The organism is Streptomyces sp. DH41 (assembly GCF_029813785.1).
Lineage (GTDB): Bacteria > Actinomycetota > Actinomycetes > Streptomycetales > Streptomycetaceae > Streptomyces.
The window spans coordinates 1-16,897 of the sequence record NZ_JARVKY010000004.1 but is presented as its reverse complement, the minus strand read 5'-3'; the positions used below and the strand labels follow the sequence as shown (position 1 = coordinate 16,897).

Annotated in this window: 10 protein-coding genes; 8 read left to right on the top strand and 2 right to left on the bottom strand. The window is 71.1% G+C overall.

Features of this window, described 5'->3' with window-relative positions; genetic code table 11:
* Window positions 1-54: 54 nt before the first annotated feature.
* Entirely contained in the window at window positions 55-1,416 is a 1,362-nt protein-coding gene (locus tag QC283_RS08805; RefSeq protein ID WP_279560819.1) for a hypothetical protein, read from the top strand.
* A 79-nt stretch (window positions 1,417-1,495) separates the two neighbouring features.
* On the opposite strand, the gene QC283_RS08800 is transcribed toward QC283_RS08805, so the two are convergent.
* Entirely contained in the window at window positions 1,496-4,819 is a 3,324-nt protein-coding gene (locus QC283_RS08800) for a right-handed parallel beta-helix repeat-containing protein (RefSeq protein ID WP_279560818.1), read from the bottom strand.
* Between the two features lie 86 nt (window positions 4,820-4,905).
* Here QC283_RS08800 and QC283_RS08795 point away from each other — a divergent pair, with 86 nt between their 5' ends.
* Window positions 4,906-6,132 (top strand): S8 family serine peptidase, encoded by a 1,227-nt coding sequence (locus QC283_RS08795; protein ID WP_279560817.1) that lies wholly within the window; start codon window positions 4,906-4,908, stop codon window positions 6,130-6,132.
* A gap of 305 nt (window positions 6,133-6,437) precedes the next feature.
* Here the strand turns inward: QC283_RS08795 and eccCa are convergent, their stop codons facing one another.
* Window positions 6,438-10,418, bottom strand: a complete 3,981-nt coding sequence (gene eccCa / locus QC283_RS08790) for a type VII secretion protein EccCa (protein WP_383529436.1) — start codon at window positions 10,416-10,418, stop codon at window positions 6,438-6,440.
* A 294-nt stretch (window positions 10,419-10,712) separates the two neighbouring features.
* Here eccCa and eccD point away from each other — a divergent pair, with 294 nt between their 5' ends.
* The 6 genes from eccD to QC283_RS08760 form a co-directional block, all read left to right on the top strand.
* Window positions 10,713-12,110 (top strand): type VII secretion integral membrane protein EccD, encoded by a 1,398-nt coding sequence (eccD, locus tag QC283_RS08785; RefSeq protein ID WP_279560816.1) that lies wholly within the window; start codon window positions 10,713-10,715, stop codon window positions 12,108-12,110.
* A gap of 17 nt (window positions 12,111-12,127) precedes the next feature.
* Window positions 12,128-13,597 (top strand): type VII secretion protein EccB, encoded by a 1,470-nt coding sequence (eccB, locus tag QC283_RS08780; protein ID WP_279560815.1) that lies wholly within the window; start codon window positions 12,128-12,130, stop codon window positions 13,595-13,597.
* A gap of 376 nt (window positions 13,598-13,973) precedes the next feature.
* The gene (locus QC283_RS08775) at window positions 13,974-14,324 is read left to right on the top strand and encodes a hypothetical protein (protein ID WP_279560814.1); all 351 of its coding nucleotides are present in this window, start codon (window positions 13,974-13,976) and stop codon (window positions 14,322-14,324) included.
* 66 nt (window positions 14,325-14,390) lie between these two features.
* A complete protein-coding gene (locus QC283_RS08770) occupies window positions 14,391-14,711 on the top strand; it encodes a WXG100 family type VII secretion target (protein ID WP_279560813.1) in 321 nt (106 codons plus the stop codon).
* A gap of 28 nt (window positions 14,712-14,739) precedes the next feature.
* Entirely contained in the window at window positions 14,740-15,186 is a 447-nt protein-coding gene (locus QC283_RS08765) for a type VII secretion system-associated protein (protein WP_279560812.1), read from the top strand.
* Window positions 15,187-15,198: 12 nt separating this feature from the next.
* The coding region (locus QC283_RS08760) for an AAWKG family protein (protein WP_279560811.1) at window positions 15,199-16,897 on the top strand (1,699 nt) is incomplete at its 3' end.

Sequence of the window (16,897 nt, the reverse complement as noted above, 5' to 3'; positions counted from 1 at the left end):
CCGCGTCGAACGACCACCCATCGCCCCGCAGTCCCACACAGATCAAGGAGAACGATGGCAAGCCAGAAGAAGCCGCCCGCCGCCGAGGGGCCAGACGGCACGGGCGGCTCGTCCGTCCGCAGGGCCGTCTCCCTCGGATCGGCGGCGGCCGACCCGGGCTCGATGCTGGCACCGGCCGCACGGCGTACGGCCGCGCCCGAGCCGGACGAGGGCGGCGCCGGGGGAGGGGCCCGGTCGGCCCGACCCGCCCCGGACACCGCCGAGCGCGAGGCGGCTCCCGAGCAGCCCGCCACCACGGGTGGTGCCGGCGGGGGAACGGCCGCCGTGTCCGGCGCGTCCGCCTCACGACAGCGGTCGGAGGCGGAGAGCGAGAGCGCCGCCGAGCCGGCCACCGCCGGTCGGGCGGCCCCGGACGCCGAGGCCGAAGGGGTCGGCAGAGCCGAAGGGGTCGGCTCGGCCGCCGGAACCGCCGCCGCCGGAACCGCCGCCGCCGGAACCGCCGCCGTCGGAACCGCCGCCGCCGGAACCGCCGCCGCCGGAACCGCCGCCGGTGGCGCCGGTGCGGACGGACCGCCGTCCGGGAACCCGAAGAAACCCCTGCTCGCCGCCGCCGGCATCGCGGGCGTCGTCCTCCTCGCGGTGCCCTTGCTGATCTGGGCCACGGACGACTCGCGGCAGAAGAAGGACAGCGTGGCGGTGGCCGCCGGGTCCGACACGTTGCTGGAGGAGGAGCCCCTGGAGGTGCCGAAGGGGGACTACGCCCCGGCAAAGCCCACTCCGGAGCCCTCGACGGAGAAGCCGTCCGCCAAGCCGAGCCCGGTAGTCGAGAAGCCCGACCCGGTGCGGAGTCCGGCGCCGGTCGCCGAGCCGGCCGAGGCGGTGACGAAGAAGGCGGAGCCCCGGATCAAGAAGGAGGAGGCGCCCCGCGTCAAGGAGCACAAGGCTCCCGTGCTCCCGCCGAACACCGCCGCCTACGCCGTCCAGCGGCTGGCCGCGTCGAACCCCGGCCGGCACATCTGCTACCGGGTCCACGTGAAGGGCGCCGGCTGGACGGCTCCCGTGTGTGACGGGGCCACGGCGGGCCAGGAGGGCAACGGGCGGCCCATCACCGCCATCAACGTCGCGGTGGTCAACGCGCAGAGGGTGAACGGCAACGAGTTCGTCCAGAAGGACGGATGGACGTCCGAGTGGTCGGGCGCGGCCGACGGGACGGATCTGACGCTGGGCAGTGCCGCCTCGAACGCGCCGAACCTCAGCGGCTTCACGATAGGTGTCAAGTCGGGCAACGTCTGCCAGAACCACAAACTCGGCAATCGAGACTGGGGCGGCCTGGCATGCGAGTCGCCCAAGGGCTGGATCTTCGGCGGGACGACGGAAGCGCACCTCTGGCTGGAAGCCGTCAGGTTCACCGTGTGAGTGGCGCGTTCACCGTGTGAGCGCGGCAGCGCGGCGAACGCCCGCCGGTGTGAACCGGCGGGCGTTCGCCTTCAGGACGTCACAGGGCGGCCTCCCGCCGCCGTGCCGGCGGCAGGTCCTCCGGCAACAGCGTCGTGAGGTCGGCGAGACTCGGCGAACTCAGCCCGCCCAGCCGGCGGGCCTGGCTCGTCATCATCGTCTCCAGCAACTGCCGGGCGAGCCGCGCGTTGCCGAAGGACCGGTCGCGCGGGATGGCGTCCACATGGGCGCGCAGCGCCTCGGCGGTGGCGTCGGCGCACTCGTACCCGGAGGCGGCGGCGTGCCGGGACACGATGGTGACCAGTTCGTCCGTGCTGTAGTCCTCGAAGCGTACGAACTTGGAGAACCGGGACGTCAGGCCGGGGTTGGAGGCGAGGAAGCGCTCCATCTCCTCGGTGTACCCGGCGACGACGACCACGATCTCGTCGCGGTGGTCCTCCATGAGTTTCAGCAGGGTGTCGACGGCTTCGCGGCCGAAGTCGTTGGACGAGCCCTCGGGGGTGAGGGTGTAGGCCTCGTCGATGAACAGCACCCCGCCCAGCGCGCTGGTGAAGACGTCCTTGGTGCGCTGGGCGGTGTGGCCGACGTACTGGCCCACCAGGTCCGCCCGCGCCACCTCCACCAGAAAGTCGCGGGGGAGTACCCCGAGTGAGTGCAGGAGCCTGGCGTACAGCCGGGCGACGGTGGTCTTGCCGGTGCCGGGCGGCCCGCTGAAGACGAGGTGGTTGCTGATCCGGGGGGCGGGCAGTCCCGCCGCGATCCGCTGCCGGGCGTTGGTCAGCAGACTGACCAGGTCGGCGACCTCCCGCTTGACGGCCGCGAGCCCCACCATGGCGGTGAGTTCGGCCATCGGGTCGGACGCGTCGTCGGCGTCCTGCGCCGTCCCGCCGACGGCCGCCGCCTCCGCGTCGCCGACATCCTGCGGCAGGAGCAGCGTGAGGTCGTTCTCCGCCGGGTCGGTCATGGCCGCGAGCCGGAACGCCTGCCGGTCCACCATGTCCTCGAACACGCCGCGGGCCGCGCGGCCGTTGCCGAAGGTCGCGTCGCGGGTCATCTGCTCGAAGCGTACGGCCAGGGCCTCCCGGGTCAGCGGCCCGAGCTCGAACTGGTGGCGGTGGCAGAGGCTTTCTGTGATCGTCACCAGTTCCTCCACCGCGTAGTTGCCGAACTCGATGGTGCGGGTGAACCGGGAGGCGAGACCCGGGTTGGCGGACAGGAACGACTCCATCTGCTCGGAGTAGCCGGCCGCCACCACGACCACGTCTTCGCGGTGGTCCTCCATGAGTTTCAGCAGGGTGTCGACGGCCTCGCGGCCGAAGTCGTTGGACGTTCCCTCGACGGTGAGGGTGTAGGCCTCGTCGATGAACAGCACTCCGCCCAGCGCACTGTTGAACGCCTCGGTGGTCTTGATGGCCGTACCGCCGATGACCTGTGCGACCAGGTCGGCGCGGGCGACCTCGACCAGGTGTCCGCTCCTGAGCACGCCCAGGTCCGCGAGGATGCTGCCGTAGAGGCGGGCGACGGTGGTCTTGCCGGTGCCGGGCGGCCCCGCGAAGATCAGGTGCCGGCTCATCGACGGGACCGGCATGCCGAGCCGGCGCCGGCGCTCCGCGAGCTGGTTCAGGTTGACCAGAGTGTGCACCTGGTGCTTGACGTTCTCCAGACCGACGAGTGCCTCCAGCGCGGCCAGCGGCCCCTCGGGCTCCTGCTCCTTGCCGGACCCGCCGGGGACGCCTTCCTCGCCGGCCGTGCCGGCCGACTCGCCCCAGCTGTCCGGCAGGCCGTTGTCCGCGCTGGTCAGCAGCTCGACCGTGAGCCGCTCGCTCGCGCGGCTCTGGCGCAGTCCCGCGCCGCGGTTGTCGCGTACCACGCACCGGGTGACGTCCACCGGTTCGGCGCTGTCGACCCGTACGCCGTCGCCCGTGCTCCCGGTGATCTCGCAGGCGTTGAGGACGGCCCGGCCGCCGTGCGACACCTGGACGCCGTGGGCCCGCGAGCCATGCACCCGGACCCGCTCCAGGGTGATCTCCGCGCCGTCCCGCACACCGACCCCGGCGTCGGCGCTGTCACCGATCTCGCAGTCCCGCAGAGTGCCCCGGCCGCGTTCGCCGACGAGCAGGCCCGAGCGGGCGGCCGAGCTCACGGTGGTGTCGCTGATCTCGGGGTCGGAGTCGTCGTCGATGTGCAGCGCGCAGCCGCCGGCGGACTCGATCTCGCAGTGCTCGAGGCGGCCGCGGCCGTCGTCGGTGAACTCGATGCCGTGGCCGCCGGCGCCGGTGACCCGGGCACGGCGCAGCAGGGGGTCGGCGGCGGAGCGCACCGAGATGCCGACGCCGGCCGCGTCCAGGACCTCCAGGCGTTCGAACTCGGCGGTGGAGTCGTCCGCGAGCTGCACCGCTCCGGCGGTGTCGGCGCAGTCGCTCACCACGGTGTCCCGCAGCAGCGGGGCGCTGCCCTCGACGACCCGCACGGCGGCCTCGGTGGAGCCCTGGAACGAGCAACTCTCCAGGGTTCCGCGCGAGCGGTCCAGGACGAGCAGCCCGCTGTTCTTGGTCCGCCGGGTGACACACCCGCGCAGCACCGGGTCGGCCCCGCCGGAGATGACGACGCCGCTCTGCGCGATGGACTCGAAGGAGGTCCCCTCGATCTCCGGGCGGGACATGCTGGTCACCAGCAGACCCACCGAGGTGTGGTGCACGGCGCACCGCAGCACGCGCGTCGAGCTGTGACCCTCCAGGGCGATGGCCGGCTTGTCGGTGCCGGAGATGTCGCAGCCCTCCAAGGTCCCCCGGGCCTCGCCGCTCGCCAGGACCCCGTTGGCCCGCGCGCCCCGGATGCGGCAGTCGCGGATCAGGGGTCCGGCCGACTCGCCGATGACGACCGCGGAGGTGCCGAAGTTCTCGAACACGCAGTCCTCGACGATGCTTTCGGCCTCCGAGGAGTCGACGAGTCCGGCGCCGCCGGGGTTGCCGATCCGGCAACCGCGGGCGGCCAGTGAGCCCTTGCCGCGAACCAGCAGCGCCGTCCATCCGGCACCGGTCACGGTGCATCCGTCGAGCGCTGCCTGCCCCGCCGGTACGTCCACGACCGCGGCCTCCTTGTCGCGGCCCCGGAGGGTCAGGGCGCTGAGCATGACGGCGTCGGCCATGAGGGTGACGGCGGTGCCGTCCCGCGGGCAGAGCTCGACGGTGCCCGGCTCGCCCTCGCCGACGATCGTCACCCGGTGCCGGATGACGAGGTTCTCGGCGTAGCGGCCGGGGCGGACCCGGATCACCGCACCGGTGCGGGCCTGGGCCAGTGCCTCACCGATCGTCTGGTAGCCGTCCGACCGTTCCGGGCCGACCGTGAGTATTTGCCGTGCCACGCCTCGAACCTCCTTGTGCTGCTGCGGTAGTTGGCGTTGTGCGCCGTACATCTTGTGTGCATATCATGCGGCTTATGCGGAATGTCATGAAGAGTCGGAGTGCGGTCCTCGCGCTGGCGATCGCCGTGGTCCTGCCGGTCACGGGCGGGCCGGCGCTCGCCCTCCCCGCAGCCCCGGTCGCGTCGGACGCGCCCTCGGGGAGTCCCGGTGCCGACGGTCCGGGAGCCACGCTGCTGCCCCCGCTGCCCGTCCGGCTCGGCGAGGGCAACCCCTGCACCGGTGCCTCGGGGCAGACGGCCACCGGAGCGGCGTGGTCGCAGGCGGCGCTCGGACTGACCCGGGCCCAGCGGATCTCGGGCGGTGGCGGGGTGACCGTCGCGGTGGTCGACACCGGTGTCGCCACCGGAGTCCCCAGCCTGTCCGGCAGGGTGACGGCCGTCGACGGCGCGGACGAGGACTGCGTGGGCCACGGCACGTTCGCCGCCGGCCTGATCGCCGCCGCTCCGGAGAAGGGCAGCGGCATCACCGGGGTCGCCCCGCAGGCGGAGATCCTCGCCCTGGCCGGCACCGACGACCGCGGAGTCCCGTCCGTGGAACGCGTGGCCGCCGGCATCCGGACGGCGGCGGACCGCGGCGCTCGGATCATCTACGTCGGCCAGGCGCTGCGCACCGGCAAGGCCGAACTCACCGCGGCCGTCGCCCACGCCACCCGGCGCGGCGCACTGGTCGTCGCCCCCGCCGCCCCGGACGCCGTGCCCCGCGAGCAGCGAGGACCCGACGGTGAGATGCCGGAAGGCCCGTACTGGCCGGCCGCCGCGCCCGGCGCCCTCGCCGTCGTGGACTTCGGGCCCGGCGGCGTACGACAGGAGAACGCGCCGCCCGCCCACGAGCCCGACCTGTCCGCGCCCGGCAGCGCGATGGTCAGCGTCGGCCCCGAGGGCTCCGGCCACTACATCGGTTCCGGTGCCTCGCTGGCCGCCGCGGGCGTCGCGGGCGCCGCCGCACTCGTACGCGCCTACCATCCCGACCTCACGGCGGAGGAGGTCGCCCGCCGGCTCCTCGACACCGCCTACCCGTCGGACACCCCCCGCCTGGACCCGTACGCCGCCCTGTCCCTCCTCCAGGACCGCACACAGGCACCCGCGCCGACACCTGCCCCCGCACAGATGCCGCCCCCGGCCGACCCCACCCCCCACAACCGCTCCTTGACGATCGCAGCCGTGGGCCTGGCAACGGTCCTCCTCCTCGCGGCCCTCGCCGCGGTCGTCCCCCGAGGCAGAACCAGGGGCTGGCGGCCCCCCACAGCTCCCTAGGGGGTGTCGTTTGGATCTTGCCGGGGTCGCGGGGCCCGGCACGCACAGCTGCGGCGTTGTCGTCGGTTGCCAGGGCTCCGCCCTGTCGCCCCCCTCCGCCTTGCAGCCGCACGCACCAGACCCCGCTCGGCTCCGCTGCAAGGCGCCGTTTCCTGGAGCCGACCTGATCCGAACGACACCCCCTAGCCGTAACCACACCGCCCCCGTGACCGCGGCCCCTCGCGCCTCCCCAAGTACCTGAGAGACCGGGGAGGCACCTTCACGGACGGCCGGTCTCACGAGGCGCCGGCCCGGCCGCGGGCGCGTCACGACGCGTCCCCCACAAGTCCCGTCTGCACCTGCAAGGTCTTACGGCGGGCGATCCGGATCGCCCGCCCCGGAATCAGCTCCCGCCCCTTCACGCTCCCGAAGAGGTACCCCTCACTCGGCGGGCACGACATCAGCAGCCCAGGTGTGTTGACCTCCTGCAACCTCCGCAACAACGCCTCGTTGAGCCCACGCCCGGCACCCGCGGACGACCGGGCCACGACGAGATGCAGGCCCACCTCGTGTCCCAGCGCCAGGTGGTCCAGCAGCGGGGCGAACGGCTGCGTCATCGGTCCGCCGCCCACCATGTCGTAGTCGTCGACCAGGATGAACAGCCGCGGCCCCTGCCACCAGTCGCACAGCCGCATCCGCGACGGAGCGATGTCCTCACCCGGAACCCGCTGCTTGACCGCCCGCGCGGCCCCGTCCACCAGGTCCCGCAACATGTCCAGGGACACGGCGTGCCCGAGCCGGTACGCCTCGGGCACGCTCTCCACCAGCTCCCGCCGGTAGTCCACCGTCATGATCCGCGCCTCGGCCGGCGTGTACCGCTCGGTGATGGCCCGCGCGACCAGCTTCAGCAGATTCGTCTTGCCGCTCTCCGTGTCGCCCACCACGATCAGGTGCGGGTTCTCGGTGAAGTCGTGCCACACCGGAGCCAGTTCGTTCTCGTCCAGACCGAGGGCGATCCGCAGACCGTGCTCGCCCTCCGGCTCCGGCAGCTCCTCGACCGGCAGCCTCGCCGGCAGCATCCGCACCCGCGGGGCGGTGGGCCCCGTCCAGTTCTCGCCGATCGCGGCGACCAGTCCCGCGACACCGTCCGCGAGGTCGTCGGCGTCCTCGACCCCGTCGACCCGCGGCAGCGCCGACAGGTAGTGCAGCTTGTCGGAGGTCAGGCCCCGCCCCGCACTGCGCGGGATCGCCGCCGCCTTCCGGGAGTCGATCTGCGAGTCCATCGGATCACCCATCCGCAGCTCCAGCCGGGTCCCGGTCTGGTCGCGCACCGAGGACGACAACTCCACCCAGCGGGCGGTGGTGACCAGCAGATGAACTCCGTAGTTGAGCCCGCGGGCGGCCAGCGCGTTGAAGGTGGGGATGTGCCGGTCGAAGTCCTGGCGCACGGTGGCCCAACCGTCGATGGCCAGGAAGACGTCCCCGTGCGGCTCGTCGGGGAACTCGCCCGCCGCGCGCCGCCTGCGGTACGTGGGCATGGAGTCGATGCCGTGCTCCAGGAAGAACCGCTCCCGCCTGGCCAGCAGCGTGGTGACCTCCGCGATCGTACGGCCCACCCGCTCGGTGTCCACGCGCGCCGCGACCCCGCTCACATGGGGCAGCTCGTCGAGCGCGGCCAGCGTGCCGCCGCCGAAGTCCAGACAGTAGAACTGCACCTCGCGCGGCGTGTGGGTGAGGGCCAGCGCGGTGATGAGGGTCCGCAGCAGAGTGCTCTTGCCGCTCTGCGGGCCCCCGGCGACTGCCACGTGACCGCCGGCCGCCGACAGGTCCACGGTCAGCAGATCGCGCAGCTGGTCGAAGGGGCGGTCCACGACGCCCACCGGCACCGTGAGCCGTCCCCGCAGCGGCCAGTCGGCCGTGGTCAGGCCGTACCGCGGATCGGGTGCCAGCGGAGGCAGGATCTGGTCCAGGGTGGCCGGCCGGCCCAGCGGCGGCAGCCACACCTGGTGGGCGGGCGGCCCCGAGCCGCGCAGCCGGTCGAGCGCCACCGACAGCAGCGTCTCGCCGCCGCCCTCGCCCTCCGGCTCCGGCTCGTCGGGCTCCCCCGCCGGGTCCGGGCCCGCGGACGCGCGCGGCACCACCCACTCCGCCGTCCACGGCACCACCTGACGCGCCACCTGCGCCTGCACGACGGCCCGGCGCCGCTGGTACGGCCCGGAGACGTACGCGGCCCGGAACCGGGTGAGCGCGTCGACGCCGCTCTTGAGGAAACCGGCACCCGGCTGCGCGGGCAGCTCGTAGGCGTCCGGCACACCCAGCACACCCCGGCTCTCCATCGCGGAGAAGGTCCGCAGACCGATCCGGTAGGACAGATGGCTCTCCAGCTGGTGCATACGGCCCTCGTCCAGTCGCTGCGAGGCGAGCAGCAGATGGACCCCGAGGCTGCGCCCGAGCCGGCCGATCATCACGAAAAGCTCCATGAAGTCGCGGTGAGAGGCCAGCAGTTCGCTGAACTCGTCGACCACCACGAACAGGCTGGGCAACGGCTGCAGCGGCGCCCCGGACTGCCGTGCCTTCTCGTACTCCAGCGCGGAGGTGTGGTTCCCGGCGGCGCGCAGCAGCTCCTGACGTCGGATCAGTTCCCCGTGCAGGGCGTCCTGCATCCGGGCGACCAGCGCCACCTCGTCGGCGAGGTTGGTGATGACCGCCGAGGTGTGCGGCAGTTCGTCGAGTCCGAGGAAGGTGGCACCTCCCTTGAAGTCGACGAGGACGAAGTTCAGCGTCTCGGAGGAGTTGGTCAGCGCCAGCCCCAGCACCAGTGTGCGCAGCAGCTCGCTCTTGCCGGAACCGGTCGCGCCGATCAGCATGCCGTGCGGTCCCGTACCGCCCTGGGCGGACTCCTTGATGTCCAGCTCCACGGGTCTGCCCTCACCGCTCACCGCGATCGGCACCCTCAGCCGGGCACTGCCGGTCGACCGCCCCCACAGCGTGGCCGGGTCGTGCCGGTGCAGATCAGGGATGTTCAGCAGTGAGGTCAGCTCGACATCATTGGCGAGCGGCTTGGAGTCGTCGCCGCCCACACTCATCCGGTACGGCGCCAGCAGCCGGGCGAGTGCCAGCGCTCCCACCGTGCCCAGCCGGTCGGGCCGGCCGAGCACCGTCGACTGCTCCTTGCGGTCGCGGTCGGTGCGCACCAGCGCGACACCGCTCTCGTCCACCTCCAGGCGCAGTGTGGTCCGCCCGGGTTTCCACGCGAGCGCCCCGGTGAGGTCGAGTACCACCGCGTTGCGGAACCCGTGGCCGTCGAAGCGGTGCCCGGTCGGCACCGTGCAGCCGTCGATCACGACGACCGTGTACGGCTCCTCACGCCCCGGGACCGCGTCGGGGTCGGCCCCCGGCCGCTCCAGGAACTCGGCACCGAGCAGGTTCTCCAGCTCGGTGAAGGCCGACGCGATCATGCGGGCCGGTCCGGCGCCGTCCTCCTCGTGCCGGTGCAGACTGTGCGGCAGCCACTTCGCCCACTCCCACTCCGCACGCCGCTCGTCCGAGACGCACAGCGCGATCCACAGGTCGTCGGGTGAGTGGAAGACCGCCAACTGCGCGAGCAGGGCCCGGGTCTGCGCGCGTATCCGCTCCTCGTCCCCACGGAACAGCACCTTCGACCAGGCCCGCAGGTAGATCGCGATGGGCTGGTCCCTGACGGTGGAGTAGGCCCGGGTGAAGCCGCGCAGCGCGTGTGCCGACAGCGGTTCCAGGTCCTCGACGGGCTTGGTCGACAGCGGTGTCAGCTTCATCGCCAGACGCTGGTCGCCCACGCCCATCCGCACCTCGGCGAAGTCCTCGTCCGACGCCCGCCGCTCCCACAGCCGGGTGCTGCGCACCAGCGACGACAGAGCGTCGGGTTCCGGATGGCGCCAGGCGAGGGCGCGCTGCTGCTCGACGATGGACGCCCGCACGATGCGCCGGGTCTGCCGCAGGTACCGCAGGTAGTCGCGGCGTTCCCCCTTCATCCGCTGCTTGCGCTCGCCGTTGCGGCGCATGACCTGACCGAGCATCATGCCCGCCGACGCGATCACCATCACACCGAGCGCGATGTAGATGAACCCGCCGCTGTCCCGGCTCATCCCCGGCCGCATGAACATCAGCATCATGGAGACCGACATCAGCGCCATCGGCAGGTACGTCCACACCGCGGAACTGTCCGGCACGACTTCCGGAAGTGTCGGCGGCTCCTGGAGGCTCAGCTCCCCCGACGGCATTTCCGGTCCTTTACGGCGGGCCGGGCGGCGGAACAGGATCACGCTCAACGAACGTCCTCCTCAATGATTTCGGCAGGAATTCCGGGGAAACCACGCGGGAACGTCGCGGGCTATTTCGTAAAGACTCAGAGTTCCGCGCGACGGTGGCGGAACAATTGCCGTGGGGTTCCGCAACGCTGAACACCCGAAGTGGTGTTGCGAAAATCCCGGCGTACGGTCAAACTCGTCGGCGCATGCCCCGTCCGACTTTTCCATCGCGTTCGGCGACCGACCGGTGTGCCGCTGCCACCTTCCAGCCACCGCTTATCGCGTGGTCCGCCAGAAAGTGTGAACCCCGAACCCATGACTGAGATTCAGACGGCAAGCCTGTGCCGCGTCACCGTACGCGCTCCGGCCAGGACCGTCGACCTGGCCCTGCCCTCCGACGTCCCCGTCGCCGATCTGCTGCCCACAGTGATCGGCTACGGAGGGGACGACCTGGAGGAATCAGGCCTGGAGCACGGAGGTTGGGTGCTCCAACGCCTCGGCGGTCCACCGCTCGATCCCGAGAGTACCCTGGACTCCCTCGGTCTGCGGGACGGAGAGGATCTTTACCTGCGGCCACGCACCGAGGCGCTGCCCGAGGTGCACATCGACGACCTGGTCGACGGCATCTCGGACGGCATGGGCCGCAGGCCGCACGGCTGGAGCCCTCAGGCCGGCCGGCGCCTGCTGCTCGGACTGGCCGCGGCCACCCTCGTGCTGGGCATCGTGCTGCTGGCCATGCCGGGGACCGCGGGCTGGGTGCGGGCCGTCGCCGCCACGGCCGCCGGACTGCTGCTGATCGCCGGGGCGGGCTCCGCCTCCCGTGCCGTCGGGGACGCCGGAGCCGGCTCGGTGCTCGGCCTTGTGGCGGCTCCCTACTTCGCCCTGGCGGGCTGGCTGCTGCCCGGCGGGGACCTGGGCGGTGCCGACGGCGAGGCCGTCCTCGGCGCACGGTTGCTGGCCGCCTCCGCGGCCGGCGGCGCGGGCGCTGTGCTCGCCCTGGCGGCGGTCGGCGTGTACCCCGCCCTGTTCATCGGCGCGGCCTGCGTCGCGGCGGCGGGCGCGCTCGGTGCCGCTCTCATCACCCTGGAACTGGCGCCGGAACAGGCGGCGGGCGTGGTGGCCGTCGTGGTGGTGCTCTTCGGCGGGTTCGTCCCGTCCCTGTCGTTCCGGCTGGCCGGCATGCGGATGCCGCCCCTGCCGACCAACGTCCAGCAGCTGCAGCAGGGCATCGACCCGTACTCCTCCTCGGACGTCGACGCGCGGTCGGCACTGGCGGACGGCTGGATGACCGCCCTCTACGGCGCCATCGGCCTGGTGTGCCTGCCCTGCCAGGCGGCTCTCATGGCCGCGCCGGGCCTCGCCGAGATCCTCACCGTCGTGGCCCTCGCCCTCCTCCTGCTGCTGCACAGCCGCGGGCTGGGCAACGTCTGGCAGCGGCTGTCACTGACCGCCGCCGGGGCCTGGGGCGTGGTCCTGCTGCTGTTCGTCTCCGCGAGCTCCCTCGCCCCGGTGGACCGGCTGACCCTGACGGCCGGCCTGATGGGGCTGGCCGCCGCGATCACCATCGCCTCGTGGACCGTGCCCGGACGGCGGCTCGTCCCGTACTGGGGGCGCGCGGCCGAGCTGCTGCACTCACTCGCCGCCATCAGCATCCTGCCGCTGACGCTCTGGTCGATGGGCGTCTACGGCTGGCTCCGCGGCATCAACGGCTGACCCGGGAGAACGGCGACATGCACAGCAAACGCGACGAAGTACAGGCGCACCTCTTCATCATGGGGCGGCTGGCCTCGGCCATGCTGCGCGCCGAGCCGGACGCCCCGGAGAGCCCGCTGGGCAGGACCAACCGCGGCGCCGCGATCGGCGTGATCATCGCCCTGCTGGTGTGCGCCGGCGCCTTCGTCTTCGGACTCCTGCGTCCCGGCGGCAACGATTCGTGGCGCTCGGGGGAGAACCTGATCGTCGACAAGCAGACCGGCGCGCGCTACCTGTACCTGGACGGGCGGCTGCGTCCGGTGCGCAACTACGCGTCGGCCCGGCTGGTCACCGGCGGCGCTGTCGGCGTCACGACGGTGGGCACGTCCTCGCTGGCCGGCACCCCGCACGGAACGCCCATCGGTATCCCCGACGGGCCCGAGGCACTGCCGGGCACCGGTGACCTGGACCGCACTCCGTGGCTGGTGTGTTCCGGCGTCGTCCCCCGGACGACGGGTGTCGTCACGGCGACCACGACGCTCGCCCTGGGCGCCGACGCCCCGCAGGACGTGCCCGGCGGCAGGCGACTGGGCAGGAACGAGGGCATGCTGGTCGCCGGCCCGGACGACGCCACGTATCTGCTGTGGCAGGGCAGCAGGCTGCGGCTGGACGAGCGGGCGAAGGCGGCCGAGGCCCTCGGGTACGGCGACGTCCCCCCGCGGCCGGTCGCCGCGGCGTTCCTCGACGCCTTCCCGCTGGGGCCCGACCTGGCGCCCGCCGAGGTAGCCGGCCGGGGCGAGAAGGGCCCGGAACTGGCTGGGCGGAGCACCAGGATCGGGCAGCTCTTCAAGGTCGACGTACCCGGCTCGGCCGCCCGCCACCACCTGCTCACGCGGGATGGCCTCGTCCCCCTCACCGACACCGGCGCCACCCTCCTGCTGGGCGACCCGCGAACGCGTGAGAAGGCGTACGGCGGGGACGCCGCGACCGTGGTGACGCTCGGCGCGGACACCCTGGCCGGGCATCTCGCCCCCGACGCGAGGAGTTCGCAGGTGGCGAGGCTGCCCGCGTCGCCGCCCAAGGCGGTCACCGTCGACGCCGGCTCTGTGGCCTGCGCGGAGGTCGACTCCACGGACTCCGGCGTGCGGGTGGGTACTTCGGTCCTGCCCGAGGGCGCCCTGCCCGAGGCGGCGCAGGCACCGGCGCCCGAGGTCGAGCCGGGCTGCCTGAAGGTCGACTCCATCGCCGTACGGGCCGGAACGGGTGCGCTGGTCAGGGCGTTGAGCGCGAGCGGCAGCGTACTGGGCGACACCACGTACCTGGTGACCGACGAGGGCGTGAAGTACCGGCTGCTCTCCCGGGAGTCGGTGACGGCGCTGGGTTACGAGGGCGTCGAGGCGCGGACGATGCCGTCCCCGATGCTGGCCATGCTGCCCACCGGCCCGGACCTGACTCCCGAGGCGGCGTCCAAGGGCGAGGCACGGGTGACGCTGCGGTGCTCCGGCTGACAGTGGGGCGGGGGGAGGGCGATCGGGTTCCGTCGGCGGTCGCGGGGAAGGGAAATTCTTGGCATCCGCTTGGTCACCTCACGTTAATCCACGCATCCGGCGGCGTCCGGTGGACGGTCTCGATGCCCGATCTGTCCGGCCGGATCCACCGCGCCGCTCACCTGAGCGGTGCGAATTCCGAGGCATTGCTCAATTGAGTTCCCTGGTAGAGGACTTCGTGGTTCCGCTGGCAATTGCCAAACAAGTTGCGGCCTGCATAGCATCTGGCCACCCCATGGCCCCGGCGAGTCAGCCGTGATCGTAGGGACACTCCGTCTGCCCGCGGAGTGAAGTCGGGGCGGTTATCCGGTGAGTTCTGCCGAAAGGGATCTCTCTCATGGCCATGCAGCAGTCCGAGGAAAACGCCACCCGTAACGGGATCATGGCACTGGAACAGGCTTTCACCGGTGTTCAGCGCTGTCAGCAGGACGTCCAGTCCACGTCGCACACGCTCGCCTCGAATTACGGGGGCGCGGACGGCGGGAAGTACAAGAAGTTGCTGGAGCAGTGGGACGAGCACGTCGACACCATCCTGCTCAACCTGGACCGGATGGTGGACGAGTTGAACGGCACCCTCACGGAGCACGGGCTGGTACAGGGCTCCACCAGCGACGCGATCGACACGGAGTACTCACGCTCCACGCAGGTGTTCGACGAACTCAACGGCACCAACACGTCGTCGAACTGACCCGGTGCGTCCAGCAGATCTCAGCCCCTCAACCTACGTCGTTCTCCAGGTGAATCGAGGCCTTTGATGGACTACTCCGACGGCTACATCTACGTCGACTACAACCATGCCGAAGGTGCGGCGGACGACATGGTCGGCCAGTCCCAGGCGATCATGAGCATTCTGGCCAACCTGGAGATGGAACTGGCCGAGCTCCGGAACAGCTGGATCGGTGACGACAAGGACGTCTACAGCGAGGTCCAGGCGAAGTGGGACAACGCTGTCCAGAACATCAAAAACCTGCTCGCCAACCACTCCGGTCTGCTCACCGAGATCTCCTCCAACTACCGGTACACGGAGCAGAACCTGTCGCAGCGGTGGGGCGACATTAGGATCGGAAGCCGCTGACGCCGGCCGGTGACGGAAGGGTGATCACGTGGCCGTCACGGTCCTCGACAGCACATTCCTGAAGAACTTCATCAACAACCAGGTCGACGGATTCCGTACGACGCTGGAGAACATCCTCAAGGACAGTCCGACCGCCGGACCGGCGATCTCGTTCATCGCGGACAGCATCTCGACCACGACGATCGACTCCGCGAAGCCGCTCGTCATCGGCCTCATGGCCGGCGAGAACAGCGCGGTCGGCGGGGGAGCCCTGAACAAGGTCGTCCAGCAGGGCGCGGGTGAGGTCCTGCGCATCCTCGAGGACCAGACGGTCCTCTTCGAGGACCTCGAACAGGCGTTGTGGGACACCATCGACGAGCTGGCCAAGAGCCAGGCGAAGAACCTGGAGAACATCACCGCGGACGATTTCATGGACATCTTCGAGGATGTCGACAGTGATCTTGACAATCCGGGTGCGACCGAAGAGGAAGAGTAGCGGAGTTCGGCGATGGCCAGCCCCGAGGACAACAACAACGACAACTGGAAGAAAGCGGTTGACCTGCTCACCGGCTATGTCCTGCCGGAGCGGAAAACGTTGTTCGACGATCTGAAGGGTAACGACGGTATCCCGCTGCTTCACGTCCGGCTGGACAAGGAGGGTGGTCCGGAGTATGCGTCGGGCTTCCTGTCCCCGAGTGGATGGAAGACGCACAACACCGACTACACCATCCCGTTCTACCGCCCCAGCGACGACTCCCAGGACGTGTCCGCGGGGAAGTACCTCTACCGGTACCGCGCCTACATCACCTTCCTCGCGTCCGGCCAGGACTGGCCGCCGGGCGGGGACGACGTGATCCCGGACTACACGAAGACGAGTGAGCGCCTCAAGGACAAGGGCGGTTGGAACAAAGAGGGCGAGAAGCTCGACTGGAACACCAACGCGCTGGTCCGGTACGTCTACGGTTCCAGGGACGCCCTCTCCCAGATCACCATGTGGCCCTACTCGACCCACGGGTTCAAGAACCGCGGCTACCCGGTGAACGACGCCGACTACGTCGACCTGCGCACCTTCACGGAAGCCGCCCAGGCCTTCGACCGCGTGGTCAAGTTCTTCGAGGACAGCGCGGTCACCGTGGGCAACTGGGACACCGAGAACATCGGAGAGGGCAGCGACGCCTGGGACGGCACGTCGGCCGCCATCTTCAAGGAACTCATCCACAAACTGGCCCGGAACTACGAGGGGTACGCCGACCAGCTCAACGGCAAGGGAGGCGAGGGCACCGCCGTCACCGTCGACGACGTGACGGTGACCTCCGCGCCGGCCCGGGCGCTGGCCGAGGCCCAGGGTGTTCTCCTCGCCCAGGCGCAGAAGCTCTACGACGCCTGGGAGGCGTGGAAGGCCGAGAGCAATCCGCAGCGCTGGCTCTACGACATGTTGCAGAACGCTCGGCTGACCCTCTTCGACACCCAGTACGACAAGACGGACATCGAGACGGTGTCCAGCGGCTCCGGCATGTACACCTCTTGGCACAACTACGTGGTGTCGACCGCCGGCTTCCAGAACGACATCGTCATCGAGGGCAAGTCGTACGGCAAGCCGAGCGAGATGACCACGTGGAAGGCGATCGCCGACGAAGCGGTCCGCCGGTGGGAGCAATCCGTGCAGGACTGGCTCAGCACGGCCGGCGCGGAGGCCGTCGTCGAGATCCACAACGCCTTCAAGACGGCGGAGAAGGCGTTCGACACGAGCATCACCGACAAGGACGACCGTCCCCTCTCCGAGATCTCCGCCGATGCGGAGGCCGACGCCGAGAAGAAGAAGGCGGAGGCCGAAGCGGCGGCCGCCAAGGCGGAGGCTGAGAAGGAGAAGGCCGAGGCCAAGGCGGAGGCTGAGAGGGAGAAGGCTGAGGCCAAGGCGGAGCGGGAGCGGGAGAAGGCTGAGGCCGAGGCCGAGCAGGCTGCCGCCAAGGCGGAGGCTGAGAGGGAGAAGGCTGAGGCCAAGGCGGAGCGGGAGCGGGAGAAGGCTGAGGCCGAGGCCGAGCAGGCCGCTGCCAAGGATGAGGCTGAGAGGGAGAAGGCCGAGGCCAAGGCGGAGCGGGAGCGGGAGAAGGCTGAGGCCGAGGCCGAGCAGGCCGCTGCCAAGGATGAGGCTGAGAGGGAGAAGGCCGAGGCCAAGGCGGAGCGGGAGCGGGAGAAGGCTGAGGCCG